Here is an 18,420-nt window from a genome sequence, read left to right as displayed (position 1 = left end):
CTGTCGGTGCTGCCTGCGATGCTGGGCGCATGCGCATTGTGGTTCTGGCAGGCGGCATCGGTGGTGCCCGGTTCCTTCGCGGTCTCAAGCAGGCGGTCCCGGACGACGCCACCATCACGGTCATCGGCAACACCGGGGACGACATCCATCTCTTCGGCCTGAAGGTCTGTCCGGACCTCGACACGGTGATGTACACGCTGGGCGGCGGCATCAACGAGGAGCAGGGCTGGGGGCGGACCGACGAGTCGTTCGCGGTCAAGGAGGAGCTCGCCGCGTACGGCGTCGGACCGGAGTGGTTCGGGCTCGGCGACCGGGACTTCGCGACCCACATCGTCCGTACGCAGATGCTGGCGGCCGGCTATCCGCTGAGCGCCGTCACGCAGGCGCTGTGCGAGCGGTGGCAGCCGGGCGTGCGGCTCATCCCGATGTCGGACGACCGTGTGGAGACGCACGTCGCCGTCGATCTGGACGGTGAGCGCAGGGCCGTGCACTTCCAGGAGTACTGGGTGAAGCTGCGGGCCTCCGTGGACGCGCACGCCGTGGTGCCGGTCGGCGCCGAGCAGGCGAAGCCCGCGCCGGGCGTCCTGGAGGCCATCGCCGAGGCCGACGTGATCCTCTTCCCGCCGTCGAACCCGGTCGTGAGCGTCGGGACGATCCTGGCCGTGCCCGGCATCCGGGAGGCCATCGCCGAGGCGGGCGTGCCCGTCGTCGGGCTCTCGCCGATCGTCGGTGACGCGCCGGTGCGCGGCATGGCCGACAAGGTGCTGGCCGCCGTGGGCGTCGAGTCCAGCGCCGCCGCCGTGGCCGAGCACTACGGGTCGGGGCTGCTCGACGGCTGGCTCGTGGACACCGTGGACGCGGACGTCGTGCCGCGGATCGAGGCGGCCGGGATCAAGTGCCGGGCCGTCCCGCTGATGATGACGGACCCCGAGGTGGGCACCGCGGCGGCCGAGATGGCGCGGGCGGCGCTGGCGCTCGCCGAGGAGGTGCGGGCCGCGTGACCGGCACCCCGTCGTTCCGTGCGTGGGCCCTCGCCGGGATCCCCGAGGTGCGGGAGGGCGACGACCTCGCCAAGCTGATCGTCGCCGCCGAGCCCGGGCTCGCCGACGGGGACGTCCTCGTGGTCACGTCGAAGATCGTGAGCAAGGCCGAGGGCCGCCTGGTGCGCGCCGACGACCGGGAAGCGGCGATCGACGCCGAGACCGTGCGCGTCGTCGCCCGCCGCGGCACGCTGCGGATCGTGGAGAACAAGCTGGGCCTGGTGATGGCCGCGGCCGGCGTCGACGCGTCGAACACGCCGTCCGGGACCGTGCTGCTGCTGCCCGAGGACCCCGACGCCTCGGCCGCCGCGATCCGGGACGGGGTGCGGGACGCGCTGGGCGTGCGGGTCGGCGTCGTGATCACCGACACCTTCGGCCGCCCCTGGCGGAACGGGCTGACCGACGTCGCCATCGGCGCCGCCGGCGTGCGGGTGCTCGACGACCTGCGCGGCGGCGTGGACGCGCACGGCAATCCGCTGAGCGCGACCGTGGTGGCGACCGCCGACGAGCTGGCCGGCGCCGGGGACCTCGTGAAGGGCAAGGCCGGCGGGCTGCCGGTCGCCGTGGTCCGTGGGCTCGGCGACGCCGTGGTGTGTGAACAGGACAGTTCCGCGCGGGAGTTGGTGCGCAGCGCGCGCGACGACATGTTCCGGCTCGGGACCTCGGAGGCCGTACGGGAGGCCGTGACGCAGCGGCGTACCGTCCGGTCCTTCACCGACGAGGACGTGGACCCCGGCGCCGTGCGGCGGGCCGTCGCCGCCGCCGTGACCGCGCCCGCGCCGCACCACACGACGCCGTGGCGGTTCGTGCTCCTGGAGTCCGAGGAGTCGCGGGTGCGGCTGCTCGACGCGATGCGGGACGCCTGGATCGCGGACCTGCGCCGGGACGGCAAGAGCGAGGAGTCGATCGAGCGGCGGGTGCGGCGCGGCGACGTGCTGCGCAACGCGCCCTACCTGGTCGTGCCGTGCCTGGTCATGGACGGCTCGCACACGTACGGGGACCCGCGGCGGGACGCCGCCGAGCGGGAGATGTTCGTCGTGGCCACCGGGGCCGGCGTGCAGAACTTCCTCGTGGCGCTGGCCGCGGAGCGGCTCGGCTCGGCGTGGGTGTCGTCGACGATGTTCTGCCGGGACGTGGTGCGGCGGGTGCTCGACCTGCCGGACACGTGGGATCCGATGGGCGCGGTGGCCGTGGGGCATCCGGCGGCGGCGCCGGGGGTGCGGCCCGAGCGGGTCGTCACGGATTTCGTCGAGGTGCGCTAGCCACGGGCCGTCGGGCGGTGGGGCGTCGGGACGGTGGGCCGGTGCGGGTCGCCCGGCTCACCACTGGGCGATGTCCACCCGGCGCATCTTCGGCTGCCGGCGCGGCGGCGCGACGCCGCTGAGCAGGATCAGGCGGGCCGCCCGGTGGCGCTGGCCCTCGTACGGGGCGAGCAGTTCCAGCATGTCGTCGTCCGTCGCGTCGCGGTTGCCCGCGAGCGCGTAGCCGACGATGCCCGGCAGGTGCAGATCGCCCGTCGTGACCTCGTCCGGGGCGCCGTTCGTGCGCTGGACCGTCTCCGCGGAGGTCCAGGGGCCGATGCCCGGGACCAGTTCGAGGCGGGTGCGGGCCGCCGTCGGCTCCATGTCCGCCGCCTCCTCCAGGCGGCGGGCCACCTTCGCGGCCCGGATGATCGTCGAGGCGCGCTTGTTGTCCACGCCCGCGCGGTGCCACTCCCAGGACGGGATCAGGGTCCAGGCGCGCGGCTCCAGCGGGACCCGCATGCGCAGGTCCTGGCCCGCCGGGCCCGGGGCCGGTTCGCCGTACTTGCGCAGGAGCAGACGCCAGGCCCGGTACGCCTCGTCCGTCGTGATCTTCTGCTCCAGGATCGACGGGATCAGGGACTCCAGGACCAGGCCGGTACGGGTGAGGCGCAGGCCCGGGCGGCGGTGGGCCGTGCGGGCGACCAGGCGGTGGCGCGGTTCGAAGGGTTCCGGGTCGTCCAACTCGCCCATGAGCGCGGGGAGCCGGTCCATGAACCAGTCGGCGCCCGGGCCCCAGGCCTGGGCCTGGACCGTGCCGTCGGGCTGTGCCGTCACGCGGAGGGTGCCGGGGCCCTGCGGGGTGCGGCTCGCGCGCCAGACCGAGCCGTCCGGGGTGGTGCGGAAGGTGGGGTCGGCGGGGCCGCGGCGCAGGGGGCCGAGGGTGAGGCCCAGGTGGAGGGGGGTCGGGGGGGTGTAGGTGCGGGTGGCTGCCGCCGTGTGCGGGGTGGGTCGGCCTGGGGTGCGTTCCGGGGTGGGTTCTGGGGTGGGTGCGGGTACGCGGGTTTCGCCGCCGCGCACGGTGGTGCGGGTCGGGGGTTGCGTACGGGGGGTGTATCGGCGGCCGGCCACGGGTCCTGGGGGTTTCGATGGGGGCGGGTGTGTCCTACGAGGGTAGGGGTTTTCCTCCCCTGACCCGCCCCTTCCCGAAATTGCCCCTTCGGGGCGCAGTGGTGGACGCCACGGGGCTCCGCCCCGGACCCCGCTCCTCAAGCGCCGGAGAGGCTGGAAAGGCGCTACTGGTCCGAGGAGAAGCGGACCGAGGACGGGGGGAGGTGGGCGTCGCACCAGATGCGGACGCCCGTCTGGAGTTCGTTGTCGGCGCCGACCTGCGCGCCGTCGCCGATCACCGCCCCCGTGAGGACCGTGCGGGCGCCGACGCGGGCGCCCCGGCCGATCAGGGAGTCCGTGATCACCGCTCCCGGTTCGATCACCGCGTCGGCCAGCACCGCGGAGCCGGCGATGCGGGCGCCGGCGCCGACCCGGGCGTTCTCGCCCACGACCGTGCCCGCCGTCAGCTTCGCGTCCGGCGCCACGTCGGCCGTGGGCAGCACCAGGCGGTCGCCGCAGCGGCCCGGGACCGCCGGGGACGGGGCGCGGCCCAGGACCAGGTCGGCGGAGCCGCGGACGAACGCCTGCGGGGTGCCGAGGTCCAGCCAGTACGTGGAGTCGACCATGCCCTGGAGGTGCGCGCCGGAGGAGAGGAGGTCGGGGAACGTCTCGCGTTCGACCGAGACCGGGCGGCCCGTCGGGATCGTGTCGATGACCGAGCGGCGGAAGACGTACGCGCCCGCGTTGATCTGGTCCGTGACGATCTCTTCGGGGGTCTGCGGCTTCTCCAGGAAGGCCGTCACCCGGCCCGTCCCGTCCGTGGGGACCAGGCCGTACGCGCGGGGGTCCTCGACCCGGGACAGGTGGAGGGAGACGTCCGCGCCGGACGTGTTGTGCTCGTCGACCAGGGCCGGGATGTCGAGCCCGGTCAGGATGTCGCCGTTGAAGATCAGGACCGGGTCGTCGGGCCCGGAGTGCAGGTGCGCGGCGACGTTGCGGATCGCGCCGCCCGTGCCGAGGGGCTCGACCTCGGTGACGTACTCGAGGTGCAGGCCGAGGCGGGAGCCGTCGCCGAAGTACGGCTCGAAGACCTCCGCCAGGTAGGAGGTGGCCAGGACGATGTGGTCGACCCCGGCCGCCTTCGCGCGCGCCAGTTGGTGCGTGAGGAACGGGACGCCTGCCGCCGGGACCATCGGCTTCGGCGTGTTCACCGTGAGCGGGCGCAGTCTGGTGCCCTTGCCGCCGACCAGGAGGATCGCTTCTGTCACCTGTCGTCTCTGCTTCCTGCTGGGGCCGGCCGAACTGTCTTTCGGCCGGCCAGTGTATGCAGACCGTGCGCGACCCGGGCCGGCCGGCGTCAGCGGCCCTGGAGGTGGGCTGAGCTGGAGCGGGCCTTGCCGAGTTTGTTGTAGAGACGGCGTCCCGGGCATTCGGTTGCGAATCCGTCCCGGTGGCCGGAGATCACATGCAGTCGCACATTCTTTCCCTTGCGGTACAGATTGCCACCGCCCGACTTGAGATATGTCGTCCCACGCGGATTTGCCCCGTACAGCCCGAGCTTCCAGGCCGTGAGCTTGGCGATGGCGTTCACCGCGGCGGCGGGCGGGTTCGCGCCGCCGAAGGAGCCGAGGACGGCGACACCCATGCTGTTCGTGTTGAAGCCGAGCGTGTGGGCGCCCATGACCGGTTTGGCGATGCCGCCGGCCCGACCTTCGTAGATGTTTCCGCATTTGTCTACGAGGAAGTTGTAGCCGATGTCACGCCAGCCACTGCTCTTGACGTGGTAGCGATAGATACTGCGGATGACTGAAGGGGCTTGTGAGCAGCGGTAGTTGTTGCCCGACGCGCTGTGGTGGACGAAGGCCGCCTTGACCGTCTTCGTGTACGCGAAGTCGCGCTCGCGGAGCTTCTCGTCGGCGCCCCAGCCCTTGCGCGTGATGATGCGCGGCCGGGCTCCGACGTACGGCCTGGCCTTCGTGGCGTCCGGTTCGCCGCCGCGGGCCTCGATCACCTCGTCCTCCGTGGCCTCCTTCGTGAGGGCGGGGACCGCGAGGGCGCCCAGCGGGGCGAGCTCGGCGTTCACCGCGGAGGAGGCGGCGGTCTCGGCGCTGAGGCCGGTGGCGCGGGGGCCGTCCGCGGGGGCGCCCTGCGGCGGGGGCTCGTCGCCCGGGTCGACGAGTTCGAGGCGCAGGCCCTTGGGGAGGGCCCCGGTGCGGTCCGCCGCGCGCGTGGCGGCGGGGGCGTCGGCCTTGACCCGTACCTCCACGCCGTCGGAGTCGCCGACCCAGAGGGGCGCGGTGGAGCCGCGGACGTGGCCCGAGGTGCGCTCGGGGGTGTCCGGGTCGGGGGCGTCGTCGTTGTGGGTCTCCACGTCCTGCCAGGCGGACCAGGTGGCGGTCCCGGTGGTGCGGGTGCGGACCTGCACGTGGCCGTGGAGCACGTCGTCCGGGTCGTCCCAGACGACGCCGACGAGGGAGAAGGGACGTACGTCGCGCCGCTGCAGGCCCTGTTCCTGGGGGGTGCCGACGGCGCGGGAGGCGGGGGCGGGGGTGAGGGGGAGCGACTGGGTGCTGCCCGGGAGCGACTCCTGTGCCGGGGTCGGGGCGGCGTGCGAGGTCGTGGGGAGGGTGAGCGGGAGGGCCAGAGCGGCCGCGCAGGTGACGCCGATCGAGGAAGCAAGGAATCCACGCATGCCCACGATCGTGGACAGATCGGTACGGATCCGGCCATTGGGGTGTGTCATACGGGTGGGTGGGGTGAAGTCGGCAGGGCCGGGCGGGGGCTGACGGGGTGTCGGGGCGCCGGAGCGAGGGCTGACGGGGCGTCGGGCGGGCGGGGGGGCCGGGGCGCGGCAGGGGGCCGGCCCCCGTACGCCCGGTTCGGCCGAGTCGTAACCTGGCCCGGTGAATGCCGCGCCCCGTACCCCCGCCGCCCTGCTCGGTTCCGCGCTCGCCGCCGACCCCGGCCGCCCGCTCGTGACGTTCTACGACGATGCCACCGGGGAGCGCGTGGAGCTGTCCGTGGCCACGTTCTCCAACTGGGTGTCCAAGACCGCCAACCTGCTCCAGGGGGACCTGGGCGCCGAGCCCGGGGACCGGGTCGCCGTGCTGCTGCCCGCCCACTGGCAGACCGCGGTGTGGCTGCTGGCCTGTTCGTCGGTGGGCGTCGTCGCCGACGTCGGCGGGGACCCGGCCGGCGCCGATCTCGTGGTCAGCGGCCCGGACACCCTCGACGCCGCCCTGGCCTGCTCCGGGGAGCGCGTCGCCCTCGCGCTGCGGCCGCTCGGCGGCCGGTTCCCGCAGCCGCCCGCCGGGTTCGCCGACTACGCGGTGGAGGTGCCGTCTCAAGGCGACCGGTTCGCCCCCTTCTCCCCCGTCGACCCGGACGAGATCGCGCTCGTCGTGGCGGGCGCGGAGTGGACCGGCGCCGAGGTCGTCGAGAAGGCGGCCGCGGAGGCGGCGGGGCTCGGGCTGACCGGGCCGGGTTCGCGCCTGCTGTCCGGGCTCGGGTACGACACCTGGCGCGGACTGGCCGCCGGGCTCTACACGCCCCTCGCGACCGGCGGCTCCGTGGTGCTCTGCCGCAACCTCGACCAGCTCTCCGAGGACGGCCTCGCCCGGCGCGTGGAGAGCGAGCGGGTCTCCGCGACCGCGCGGTAGCCCGTTCGGCCCAGCTCTCCCGGCCCGTCGCGGCGGCGGGGTCCATGGTCGTAGAGACGTGTTCTTTCGCTCCGTCTTCTACGTCGCCATGAGGGGGACCCGCACGTGACCGACTCTGCCGCCCCGCCGCCGCTCGGTCCGGGCAGCGGCTCGTCGCCGACCGGCGCGGGACGCGTACGGCGTCGCAGGCGATGGCTGCGGTACGCGGCGTTCGGCGCGGCGTTCCTGGTGCTCGTGGCGGGCGGGGCGGGCTGGTTCCTGTACGAGAAGCTCGACGGGAACATCACCGAGGACACGGACGCCGCCGCCGAGCTCGCCCGCTACGAGAAGGAGCGGCCCACCGTCCTCGTCGCCGGGGCGCAGAACCTGCTGCTGATCGGGTCGGACTCGCGGGCCGGGAAGAACGGGAAGTACGGGCGCAACGACGGCACGCAGCGCTCGGACACCACGATCCTGCTGCACGTCTCCGCGGACCGGAAGAGCGCGACCGCCGTCTCCTTCCCGCGCGATCTGATGGTCGACGTGCCGGCCTGCCGCAAGCCGGACGGCGAGCGCATCGAGCCGATGTTCGCGATGTTCAACTACGCCTTCGAGGTGGGCGGTTCGGCCTGCACGATCCGTACGGTCGAGAAGATGACCGGGGTGCGGATCGACCACCACATGGTCGTGGACTTCCAGGGCTTCAAGAACATGGTCGACGCCGTCGACGGCGTCGAGGTCTGCCTGGACAAGCCGATCGACGACCCCGACTCGCACCTGAAGCTGGCCGCGGGCCGCCACGTCCTCGACGGCGAGCAGGCCCTCGGCTACGTCCGCGCCCGCAAGACGCTCGGCAACGGCAGCGACACCGAGCGGATGGACCGCCAGCAGCAGTTCCTCGGGGCGCTCGTCACCAAGGTGCAGAGCAACGGCGTGCTGCTCAATCCGGCGAAGCTGTACCCGGTCCTCGACGCCGCCACGTCGTCGCTGACCACCGACCCCGGCCTGGCGAGCCTGCGCGGTCTCTACGACCTCGTCCGCGGCATGCGCGGCATCCCGGCCGACCACATCCAGTTCCTGACCGTGCCCCGGCAGTCGTACGTCTACAACGCCAATCGCGACCAGCTCCTCGAACCCGCCGCCGAGCGCCTCTTCACGCAACTGCGCACCGACGCCACGGTGGTGGTCACGAAGGAGACACCCGCGGACGTACAGGCCGAGACCGACCAGTCGTACGACAACGGGGACGGATCCGGCATGCCGGACGAAGGCATCTCCTACGAGGACAGCGGCTACGAGGGCGGATACGACGAGGGCTACGAGGGCGACGACGGCTGGAGCGACGAGAAGCCCGGGGCCGCCTCACCCTCCCCGACTCCCTCTCCCGCCGCTACTTTCCGAGGGAACACAGCGGCCCAGGACGGCTGCGGGTAAAGCTCCGGTCATCAGCTGACTCACAGGTTCAAAGAAATGGTCCGGATTGCCCAGTTGTAGGGGAGTGGAATTTGTCACCGTCGTCGCTTGACGCTGAACTGGGCGGATAGTGTGAGCGATCCGGTGCACCCGGCCTGCTTCGTCGGCGAGGTCGCGCACTGCTTACCGACTGATCGGGCGCCCGCTTTGAGGGGGGTGGGGCGCCGCGTGGCCCCGACGGAGGACCAGACAACCGTGGACGCGCAAGGCCGTGGGCGGGCGGAGAACGTCGACCCTGCAGACCAGTGGGTGCTCAACCCCCAGACTGGTGACTACGAACTGCGACTGACTCCTTCCGGAGGGCAGTCGGCGGTGCCCGGTCCCCGGCGCGCGGCCCCGCGCGGCGGTGGCGGCGGCGGTGGCAGACGCGAGCAGCGGGACGTACCGCCGCAGCGCAGGCGCCGCGAGCCGCAGACGCAGGCCCCGCCGCCCGGGCGGCGCCGTTCGAAGCCCAAGAAGAAGAAGTCGACGGGCAAGAAGGTCCTGCTGTGGACCGCCGGCACCCTGTCGTTCGTGGTGCTCGCCACGGCGATCACCGGCTACGTCTACTACGAGCACCTGAACGGCAACATCACGGTCGACGACACCCCCGAGGCCAAGGACAGCTTCAGCAAGGACGAGGCGTTCAACATCCTCGTCATCGGTACGGACAAGCGGACCGGCAAGGGCAACGAGGGCTACGGCGACAAGGGCAGCGTCGGGCACGCCGACACGAACATCCTGCTGCACGTCTCCAAGGACCGGACGAACGCGACGGCGCTGAGCATTCCGCGCGACCTCATCGTGGACGTGCCGGAGTGCGAGGCGGACGGCAAGCCGATCGCGGGCTCCACCGGCGTCCGGTTCAACACGAGCCTGGGGCAGGACGGCCGGGACGCCGGCTGCACGATGAAGACGGTCAAGGCGGTCACGGGCATCACCCCCGACCACTTCATGATGGCCGACTTCAACGCGGTGAAGACGCTGACCAGCGCGGTCGGCGGCGTCCAGGTCTGCGTCGCCAAGGACGTCAACGACCCGGACTCGCACCTCAAGCTCACCAAGGGCACCCACAACCTGGCGGGCGAGCAGGCCCTCGCGTTCCTGCGCACCCGGCACAGCTTCGGCAACCAGGGCGACCTGGACCGGATCAAGGTGCAGCAGCAGTTCCTCGGTTCCCTCGCGCGGAAGATGAGTTCGGGCGACACGCTGACCAACCCGCGGAAGCTGACGGGTCTCGCCGAGGCCGCGACCAAGGCGCTCACGGTCGACCAGGGCATAGGAAGTCTGAACAAACTCAAGGACGTGGCCCTGGAGTTGAAGAAGGTGCCGACGAAGAACATCTCGTTCGTCACCACTCCGGTCATCGACAACCCGGCCGAGAAGACGCCCGTCACCGTCGTCGTCGACCAGACGAAGGGGCCCGAGGTCTTCGACGCCGTCAAGAACGACGTCTCCCTCACCGAGACCAAGAAGAAGAAGGCCCAGCAGGCGAAGGCCGCCGACGCGGCCAAGCTCAAGGGGGCGAAGTCCGCCGCGTCCGACGTGCGCGTCGACATCTACAACGGCAGCTCCACCCCGGGCGCGGCCCAGGCGACCGTCACGTACCTGCAGAACAACGAGGGCGTGACGAAGTCCAGCCAGCTGGGCAACGCCCCGGCGAAGCAGGCGAAGACGACCCTGGAGTACTCGCCCGACCAGGCCGACCAGGCCCGCCGGCTCGCCGACATCATGGGGCTGCCCGGCTCCGCGCTGAAGCCGGGCAAGAGCGAGCTGAACGACCAGGGGCTGCCGGCGATGGTGCTGATCCTCGGCTCCGACTTCAAGGAAGCGGGGCAACCCATCGGCACGGGTTCGGCGAAGGCGCCGGACGTCATCAAGCAGACGGCGGACAAGACTGTGTGCGCCAAGTGACCAACCTCGGCCGCCCTTTGACTGTCTAACCCAACGACAGCGGGGCGGCCGAGGCATGGTCGAGGGGCGGGGAGGGCGGGGCAGGACATGGGGCGAAGCGGTGTGCGCGGGGAGCGTTCACGGCCGGACAGCCATGCCGAACAGGCAGGCGGAGCCGGTGAGTCGGGCTGGGACGAGTCGTTGTACGAGGACGCTCCCGAGGTCGACGGGACGGGCGCCGACCCGGAACCCGCCGACCGCAGACGGCGTGCCCGGCGGCGCGCGGGCAGCCGGCCGAAACGGCGCAGGCGCCGAATACTGCGCTGGACCGCGGGCGTCCTGGCCGTCCTGGTCCTCGGCACGGCGGGCGCCGGATACCTCTACTACCGCCATCTGAACGGCAACATCAAGACGGACAAGCTCAATCTGGGCGACAAGCGGGCCGCTGAGCCGACGCCGAACGCGGCCGGGCAGACCCCGCTGAACATCCTGCTGATCGGCTCCGACAGCCGGAACAGCAAGGAGAACCTGAAGCTCGGCGGCCACAAGGCCAGCGTGGGCGCTCCCCCGCTGGCCGACGTGCAGATGCTGCTGCACCTGTCGGCGGACCGCAGCAACATGTCCGTGGTGAGCATGCCGCGCGACACCCTGGCGCAGCTGCCCAAGTGCACCGACCCGGAGACCGGCAAGGTGTACGAGGCCACCGTGTCCCGGCAGATGGTGAACACCTCGCTGGCCCGCGGCGGTCCCGGCTGCACGGTCGCCACCTGGGAGCAGCTGACGGGCATCCACATCGACCACTTCATGATGGTCGACTTCTCCGGTGTGGTGTCGATGGCGGACGCGATCGGCGGCGTACCGGTCTGCGTCGACGCCAACGTCTACTCCAGGAACAGCCAGGGCGAGGGCTCGGGCCTGAAGCTGGAGAAGGGCACGACCTACGTCAAGGGCGAGCAGGCCCTGCAGTGGCTGCGCACCCGGCACGGCTTCGAGGACGGCTCCGACATCGCGCGCGCCAAGGCGCAGCACATGTACATGAGCTCGATGGTGCGGGAGCTGCGCAAGAACGCGACGTTCAGCCACCCCAACCGGCTGCGCTCGCTCGCCGAGGAGGCGACGAAGGCGCTGCACGTCGACGAGGGCCTGAACACCGTCAAGAAGCTGTACGACCTGAGCAACGAGCTGAAGAAGCCCAGCCCCGGCCGGATCACGATGACGACGATGCCGTTCGTGTACGTGGGGGCGCGCGTCGCGCCGAAGGAGGGCGCGGCCGAGGCACTGTTCCGGCTGGTCAGGGATGACGTCGCGCTCGACGGCAAGGACAAGAAGAAGAAGGCGGAGGACGAGGTCTCGGACGATCCGGCCGCGGCCGACGCCGAGATCGCGGTGCAGGTACGCAACGGGACGCGGACGGCGACGCTGGCCGCGGTGCCGGGGCGGGCCTCGGCGGTGGCGCAGGTGCTCACGGGCAAGGGCTTCACGCAGACCGTGGCGGACCAGGCGCAGTCGCAGATCGAGGACGAGACGGTGATCCGCTATCCGTCGGCCGATCTGGAGGGCGACGCCCAGGCGGTCGCCAAGTCCCTCGGCATTCCGCTGAGTTCGGTGAAGAAGTCGACGGACGTGACCGGGGTGACGCTCGTCGTGGGCGCCGACTGGCGGACGGGCAACGCCTATCCGAAGAAGTCCGTCGACGAGGACAAGGTGCTGGACAAGGAGCAGACGCAGAACGGCGCGGACGACTCCAAGTGCATGAAGGTCGAGCAGGGCTACAGCTGGTAGCCGGGCCCGGCTGGGCGGCGTGGGCGCGGGAGGTGAACTCCCGCGCCCCGCACGTCAGTTGGAGGCGAGCACCGCGGGCCGACGGGACGCGATGACCTTCTTCGCGAGCGCCTTGGGGCTCGTCAGGAAGCCCCAGCCCCACGACATGTGCATGGTGGCCAGCGCGACGGGGATCCGGACGCGCGCCTTGAGCGGCAGCCCCTTGCCCGCCGGGACGGAGCCCGCGACGATCGCCGCGAGATAGCCGGCGGGGATCACGAAGCCCCACGGGGTGAGGGCGGCACCGACCACGATGCCCGCCGCGATCGCGGCGACGGCGGTCGGCGGGGCGAGGTAGCGCAGGTTGATGGAGCCCGAGTGGTAGCGGGCGACGACGTGCCGCCAGCGGCCGTAGTCCTTGTACTGCTTGGCGAGCGCCTTGATGCTCGGCCGCGGCCGGTAGGAGACCTTCAGCTCGGGCGAGAACCAGATCAGTCCGCCGGCCTCACGGATCCGGAAGTTCAGCTCCCAGTCCTGAGCGCGGATGAACTCCTCGTTGTAGCCGCCCTGTTGCTCCAGCGCCGCGCGCCGGAAGACACCCAGGTAGACCGTCTCGGCCTGCTGCGCCTCGCCGCCCGTGTGGAAGGCGGCGTTGCCGACACCGATCTTGGAGGTCATCGCGGCGGCGACGGCCTTCTCCCAGTCGTTGGTGCCCTCGGCGAACATGATGCCGCCGACGTTCATCGCGCCGGTCTCCTCCAGGAGGCGGACGGCGGTCGCGATGTAGCCGCGCGACAGGGCCGCGTGGCCGTCGACGCGCACGACGATCGGGTGGCGGGAGGCCTTGATCGCGGCGTTCAGGGCGGCGGGGGTGCGGCCGGTCGGGTTCGGCACCGTGTGCACGCGCTTGTCACGGGAGGCGGTCTCGGCGACCAGCTGCGCGGCGATCTCGTCCGTACGGTCGGCGGACGGGCCGAGAGCGAGCACGACCTCCATCTCGCCGTCGTACTCCTGCGCGAGGATCGCCTCGACGGCCTCGCGCAGGTGCCGCTCCTCGTTGAGGATCGGCATGATCACGGATACGGCCGGCAGCTGCCCGGACGTGTTGGCTGTGGCGTTCATCAGGCGTCACGTTACCGCTAATGGGGGACACGGGCGCGCGCCGCCCGCCTCGCTACCGCGGGCAGGAGATCGTATCGGCCTACGGTGCTCACGATCCCACGCCCGCCCGCCTTCGCGGAGGTGTCCCCCGTGCCCACACCGCCCCGCTCCCCCGCCCGCCCGCAGCGTCCCCCACGGCCCGGGCAGGGCCGCCGACCGGCCGCTCCCCTGCGGCGGAAGAAGCCACGCTGGGCGATGCGGGTGGCGACCACGTTCTCCGTGACGGTGCTCGCGGCCGCCGGGATCGGCCACGCGCTCGTCACCGGCCTGGACACGGGCATCGACCGCATCGACCCCTTCAAGGACATGAAGAACCGTCCGGCGGCCGGGCACGGCATGAACGTCCTCCTCGTCGGCACCGACGGCCGCGACAAGATCACCGAGGAGGAGCGCAGGAAGTACCGGCTCGGCGGTGCGCCCTGCCACTGCACGGACACGCTGATGATCGTGCACATCTCGGACGACCACGAGCGCGCGTCCGTCGTCTCCCTCCCCCGCGACTCGTACGCCGAGATGCCCCCGCACACCGACCAGAACAGCGGAGAGAAGCACCACGGGCACCCGGTCAAGATCAACGCCGCGTACGCGGAGGGCGGGCCGCAGCTGACCGTGCGGACCGTCGAGAACATGACGCACGTGAAGATCGACCACTACCTGGAGGTCGACTTCACCAGCTTCATGAAGACGGTCGACGTGCTGGGCGGGGTGGAGGTCTGCACGGCCCGCCCGCTCAAGGACCCCAACACCGGCCTCGACCTGAGCGTCGGCACGCACGAGCTGGACGGCGGGCAGGCCCTGCAGTACGTACGGGCCCGGCACGTCGACGGCGCGGGCGACCTCGGCCGGATGCAGCGCCAGCAGCGCTTCCTGGCCTCCCTCATCGCGAAGACCACGTCGTCCGGGGTGCTGCTCAACCCGGTCAGGTTCCGGGACGTCGCCCGGACGCTGCTCGGTTCGGTACGGGCCGACAAGGGGTTCGGGACGGACGAGATGGTCGACCTGGCCCGTGCCATGCGCGGGTTCACGCCGTCCTCGTCGGAGTTCACGACCGTGCCGATCGGGAACATCAGCTTCCCCGTGAAGGGCATCGGCTCGACGGTGAAGTGGGACGAGAAGAAGTCCGAGAAGCTGTTCCAGGCGCTGCGCGACGACAAGCCGCTCGCGCCGCACCGCAAGAAGCGCAAGGCGACGGTCGTCGGTGTCTCGCCGCAGCAGATCCGCGTCCAGGTGGAGAACGGGACGATGACGGCGGGCCTCGGCAGGAAGGTCGACACGGCGTTGCGGGGGACCGGGTTCCGTACGACGCGGGCGCCGGTCAACGCGGTGGACCGCTCCGTGAAGCGGACCGTGGTGCTGTACGACCCGCGGTGGGACCGCTCGGCGAAGGCACTGGCCACGGCGCTGCCCGGGGCCCTGATGAAGCCGGTGAAGGGCCAGGGCTCCTTGCTCAAGGTCGTCGCCGGGCCCGATTATCAGGGGGTCAGGGCGGTGCGGGCGGAGGATGCGTACCAGGGTGAGTACGGGGCGATCACGGGTGACCAGGTGGTCTGCCCCTGAGCGTCCCCGGCTGCGGGCCGGTGGGGCTTCTCGCGCAGTTCCCCGCGCCCCTGAACAACGACTTCGCCTGCGGGTCCGGTGGGGCTTCTCGCGCCGTTCCCCGCGCCCCTGAACAACGACTTCATCCGCGGGCCGGTGGGGCTTCTCGCGCAGTTCCCCGCGCCCCTGGAGGCCTGCGGCCTCCTGGAGGCGCACGGAGTGTGCCTTTCAGGAGCGCGGGGAACTGCGCGACCAGCCACGACGAGAGTCGCGGACGGCCCCCGCTCCTCAGTCTCCGGAGGGGGCCGACTGGGCCCTCAGTTCCTTGATCGCGCGGCGCCGCGCCAAGCGGTGCTGGCGGCGGATCTGGGCCTCCTGGTAGCGGCGCCGGTCCCGATCGGTCTCCGGAAGAACCGGCGGCACCGACCGCGGCTTGCCGTCCGCGTCGACCGCGGCGAACACCAGGTAGGCGGAGCCCACCTGCTGCGCGGGCGTCGACTCGTTCCACCGCTCCGCGAGGACCCGTACGCCGACCTCCATGGACGTCCGGCCGGTCCAGTTGACCTGGGCCTTCACATGGACGAGGTCACCCACCCTGACCGGCTCCAGGAACGCCATCTCGTCCATGGACGCGGTGACCGCGGGCCCACCGGAGTGCCGGCCGGCCACCGCACCCGCCGCGTCGTCCACCAATTTCATGATCACGCCACCGTGCACCGTGCCGAGGAGGTTGGTGTCGTTGTGCGTCATGATATGCGACAACGTCGTGCGGGAAGCGGAAGTCGGCTTGCCCGGAATATCTGATTCCGCGCCGTGGGCCTGGTCTGTCATGCCACCCACCATATGCGGGGCGCGATTGTGTCAGCTCTGCAACAGCCCTGGTCCGATTCCACACACGCCCTTGTGGGGCACACAGCAGCGCCCTGCACACTGGTGCAATGAATGACTGGCCCGACGGGTGGAGCGACAGGCAGGGCGGCGGCGGCCGCGGCGGCTACGGCCGCGGCAGCGGCAACGCACGCCCTGAAGGTGCGCGGGTGATGCGGCACGTCCAGCGCCCCGTTCCCCAGCAGCAGCCGCCGTCCTCGTACGACGACGGCTACGACGACGGGTACCGCCAGGAGCCGACGTACGACAGCGGCTACAACACGGGCCAGGTCTACGGCCAGCCCCACCAGCGCGGTGGCGGCGGTGACGACTACGGGCCGCCGTCCGGTCCCCCGACGCGCGCCCCGAACTGGGGCAAGCGCATCAAGTGGACGGTCCTGACGCTGGTCGTCGTGTTCGCCGTCACCAGCATCGCCACGTACTTCTGGGCCGACTCCAAGCTCAACCGGGACGTCGACCTGTCCAAGGTGATCGAGCGTCCCGAGGCGGGCGACGGCACCAACTACCTGATCGTCGGCACCGACAGCCGTGAGGGCATGTCCGCCGAGGAGAAGAAGAAGCTGCACACCGGCTCCGCCGAGGGCAAGCGCACGGACACGATGATGATCCTGCACGTCGGCGACAACGGGGACACCCTCGTCTCGCTGCCGCGTGACTCGAACGTCACGATCCCGAGCTTCAAGGGCGCCGAGTCCGGCAAGCTCTACCCGAACACGGGCCGCCAGACGAAGCTGAACGCCGCTTACGCGGAGGACGGCCCCGAGCTGCTCGTGCGCACGGTCGAGTACAACACCGGCCTGCACATCGACCACTACGCGGAGATCGGCTTCGGCGGCTTCGCGAGCATCGTGGACGCGGTCGGCGGCGTCGAGATGAACCTGAAGGACGGCTTCAAGGACAAGTGGTCCGGCGCCGACTTCAAGGCGGGCAAGCAGACCCTGAACGGCCAGCAGGCCCTCGCCTTCGTCCGCACCCGGCACGCCTTCGCGCAGAGCGACCTGCAGCGCACCAAGAACCAGCAGGCGTTCCTCGCGGCGCTGGCCCACAAGGTGGCGTCCCCGTCGACCGTCATCAACCCGTTCAAGCTGTACCCGACGATGGGCGCCGGCCTGGACTCGCTCGTCGTCGACAAGGACATGAGCCTGTGGGACCTCGGGTCGATGTTCCTGGCGATGAAGTCGGTCTCCGGCAAGGACGGTGACGGCACGTCCATGAACATGCCGACCAGCGGCTCCGTCGGCGGCAACCTGGTCTGGGACAAGGCCAAGGTCAAGCAGCTCGTCGAGCAGTTCAACAACGACGAGAAGGTGACCGTGACGAGCGACTAGCGTCGCGCGTCGTCCACGACGCCGATGGGGCCCCGCCGATTCGCTCGGCGGGGCCCCATCGGCGTACGGGCGGGGGTTACGGCAGGTTGCGCGCCATGACGATGCGCTGGACCTGGTTCGTGCCCTCGTAGATCTGGGTGATCTTGGCGTCGCGCATCATGCGCTCGACCGGGTAGTCACGGGTGTAGCCGTAGCCGCCGAGCAGCTGGACGGCGTCCGTGGTGACCTCCATGGCGACGTCCGAGGCGAAGCACTTGGCGGCGGCGCCCTGGAAGGTGAGGTCCTTGTCGCCGCGCTCGGAGGCGGCGGCGGCCGCGTACGTGAGCTGGCGCGCGGCGGCGATCTTCATCGCCATGTCCGCGAGCATGAACTGGATGCCCTGGAAGTCGGCGATCGCCTTGCCGAACTGCTTGCGCTCCTGGACGTAGCCCTTGGCGTAGTCGAGGGCGCCCTGCGCGACACCGAGCGCCTGCGCGGCGATCGTGATGCGGGTGTGGTCGAGGGTCTTCATCGCCGTGGCGAAGCCGGTGCCCTCGGCGCCGATCATGCGGTCGGCGGGGATGCGCACGTTGTCGAGGTAGACCTCGCGGGTCGGCGAGCCCTTGATGCCGAGCTTCTTCTCCGGGGCGCCGAAGGAGACGCCCTCGTCGGACTTCTCGACGACGAAGGCGGAGATGCCCTTCGAGCGCTTCTCGGGGTCGGTGACGGCCATCACCGTGTAGTACTCGGAGACGCCGGCGTTGGTGATCCAGCGCTTCACGCCGTTCAGGACCCAGTCGTCGCCGTCGCGCACCGCGCGGGTCTTCATGCCCGCCGCGTCCGATCCTGCGTCCGGCTCGCTCAGGCAGTACGAGAACATCGCCTCGCCCTTGGCCAGCGGCGTCAGGTACTTCTTCTTCAGCTCCTCGGAGCCGGAGAGGATGACGGGCAGCGAGCCCAGCTTGTTCACGGCCGGGATGAGGGAGGACGAGACGCAGGCGCGGGCGACCTCCTCGATCACGATGACCGTGGCGAGCGCGTCGGCGCCCGCGCCGCCGTACGACTCGGGAACGTGCACCGCCGCCAGGTCGGCCGCGACGAGCGCGTCCAGCGCCTCCTGCGGGAAGCGGGCCTCCTCGTCGACCGCGGCGGCGTACGGGGCGATCTTCGCCTCGGCCAGCGAACGGATCGTGTCGCGGAGCATGTCGTGCTCCTCGGACGGGCGGTACAGGTCGAAGTCAGCCGATCCGGCCAAGGTCTCTCACTCCAAGCGACGCTAATTACCGTTAAGTAACCCGAATTTTAGGTGTCTGCCCACCAGACGGATACGTGAGCTACGCGACAGCGGGAATCGTGCCCGGTGAGAGCCCCCGGCACGCGCTCGGCACGCCCG

14 protein-coding genes are annotated in these 18,420 nt (G+C 71.3%); 8 read left to right on the top strand and 6 right to left on the bottom strand.

All coding sequences use genetic code 11. The features are described 5' to 3' along the window. Positions 1–29: 29 nt before the first annotated feature. Together cofD and RBJ77_RS05255 are read left to right on the top strand one after the other, a co-directional pair. A complete protein-coding gene (gene cofD / locus RBJ77_RS05260; protein WP_372343886.1) occupies positions 30–1,001 on the top strand; it encodes a 2-phospho-L-lactate transferase in 972 nt (323 codons plus the stop codon). Then, a complete protein-coding gene (locus RBJ77_RS05255) occupies positions 998–2,302 on the top strand; it encodes a coenzyme F420-0:L-glutamate ligase (RefSeq protein WP_372343885.1) in 1,305 nt (434 codons plus the stop codon). Before cofD ends, RBJ77_RS05255 begins: the two co-directional genes overlap by 4 nt. A gap of 57 nt (positions 2,303–2,359) precedes the next feature. On the opposite strand, the gene RBJ77_RS05250 is transcribed toward RBJ77_RS05255, so the two are convergent. The 3 genes from RBJ77_RS05250 to RBJ77_RS05240 all read right to left on the bottom strand — a co-directional run bounded on the left by RBJ77_RS05250 (position 2,360) and on the right by RBJ77_RS05240 (position 6,134). Continuing rightward, positions 2,360–3,412 carry a DNA-3-methyladenine glycosylase gene (locus tag RBJ77_RS05250; RefSeq protein WP_372343884.1) on the bottom strand — a complete coding sequence of 351 codons (1,053 nt, stop codon included), beginning with the start codon at positions 3,410–3,412 and terminating at the stop codon, positions 2,360–2,362. Between the two features lie 164 nt (positions 3,413–3,576). Beyond that, complete coding sequence (locus tag RBJ77_RS05245; protein WP_372343883.1) at positions 3,577–4,659, bottom strand: sugar phosphate nucleotidyltransferase; 1,083 nt, start codon at positions 4,657–4,659, stop codon at positions 3,577–3,579. A gap of 89 nt (positions 4,660–4,748) precedes the next feature. Beyond that, positions 4,749–6,134: a peptidoglycan recognition protein gene (locus tag RBJ77_RS05240; protein WP_372343882.1), complete on the bottom strand. Its 1,386-nt coding sequence runs from the start codon at positions 6,132–6,134 to the stop codon at positions 4,749–4,751. A gap of 160 nt (positions 6,135–6,294) precedes the next feature. Between RBJ77_RS05240 and RBJ77_RS05235 the strand changes: the two genes are divergently transcribed. The 4 genes from RBJ77_RS05235 (at position 6,295) to RBJ77_RS05220 (ending at position 12,156) form a co-directional block, all read left to right on the top strand. Then, positions 6,295–7,050: a TIGR03089 family protein gene (locus RBJ77_RS05235; protein WP_372343881.1), complete on the top strand. Its 756-nt coding sequence runs from the start codon at positions 6,295–6,297 to the stop codon at positions 7,048–7,050. A 105-nt stretch (positions 7,051–7,155) separates the two neighbouring features. After that, on the top strand, positions 7,156–8,463 hold the full coding sequence (locus RBJ77_RS05230; RefSeq protein ID WP_372343880.1) for an LCP family protein: 1,308 nt from the start codon (positions 7,156–7,158) through the stop codon (positions 8,461–8,463). A gap of 234 nt (positions 8,464–8,697) precedes the next feature. After that, entirely contained in the window at positions 8,698–10,395 is a 1,698-nt protein-coding gene (locus RBJ77_RS05225; RefSeq protein ID WP_372343879.1) for an LCP family protein, read from the top strand. A gap of 87 nt (positions 10,396–10,482) precedes the next feature. Next, on the top strand, positions 10,483–12,156 hold the full coding sequence (locus RBJ77_RS05220; RefSeq protein WP_372343878.1) for an LCP family protein: 1,674 nt from the start codon (positions 10,483–10,485) through the stop codon (positions 12,154–12,156). Positions 12,157–12,210: 54 nt separating this feature from the next. On the opposite strand, the gene RBJ77_RS05215 is transcribed toward RBJ77_RS05220, so the two are convergent. Further along, complete coding sequence (locus RBJ77_RS05215) at positions 12,211–13,257, bottom strand: glycosyltransferase family 2 protein (RefSeq protein WP_372343877.1); 1,047 nt, start codon at positions 13,255–13,257, stop codon at positions 12,211–12,213. 129 nt (positions 13,258–13,386) lie between these two features. Here RBJ77_RS05215 and RBJ77_RS05210 point away from each other — a divergent pair, with 129 nt between their 5' ends. Beyond that, entirely contained in the window at positions 13,387–14,853 is a 1,467-nt protein-coding gene (locus RBJ77_RS05210; RefSeq protein ID WP_372343876.1) for an LCP family protein, read from the top strand. Positions 14,854–15,120: 267 nt separating this feature from the next. Here the strand turns inward: RBJ77_RS05210 and RBJ77_RS05205 are convergent, their stop codons facing one another. Beyond that, complete coding sequence (locus tag RBJ77_RS05205; protein WP_372343875.1) at positions 15,121–15,663, bottom strand: acyl-CoA thioesterase; 543 nt, start codon at positions 15,661–15,663, stop codon at positions 15,121–15,123. Between the two features lie 107 nt (positions 15,664–15,770). On the opposite strand from RBJ77_RS05205, the gene RBJ77_RS05200 reads away from it, so the two are divergent. Further along, positions 15,771–17,048, top strand: a complete 1,278-nt coding sequence (locus RBJ77_RS05200; RefSeq protein WP_372343874.1) for an LCP family protein — start codon at positions 15,771–15,773, stop codon at positions 17,046–17,048. Between the two features lie 76 nt (positions 17,049–17,124). Here RBJ77_RS05200 and RBJ77_RS05195 read toward each other — a convergent pair whose 3' ends face one another. Further along, positions 17,125–18,282 carry an acyl-CoA dehydrogenase family protein gene (locus RBJ77_RS05195; RefSeq protein WP_255968537.1) on the bottom strand — a complete coding sequence of 386 codons (1,158 nt, stop codon included), beginning with the start codon at positions 18,280–18,282 and terminating at the stop codon, positions 17,125–17,127. Positions 18,283–18,420: the final 138 nt, after the last annotated feature.

The sequence above is a fragment of the Streptomyces sp. KL116D genome (genome assembly GCF_030766975.1).
GTDB classification, from domain to species: Bacteria; Actinomycetota; Actinomycetes; order Streptomycetales; family Streptomycetaceae; genus Streptomyces; species Streptomyces longispororuber_A.
The sequence above is the reverse complement of the archived record's forward strand: the minus strand, read 5'-3'. Positions and strand labels throughout refer to the sequence as shown.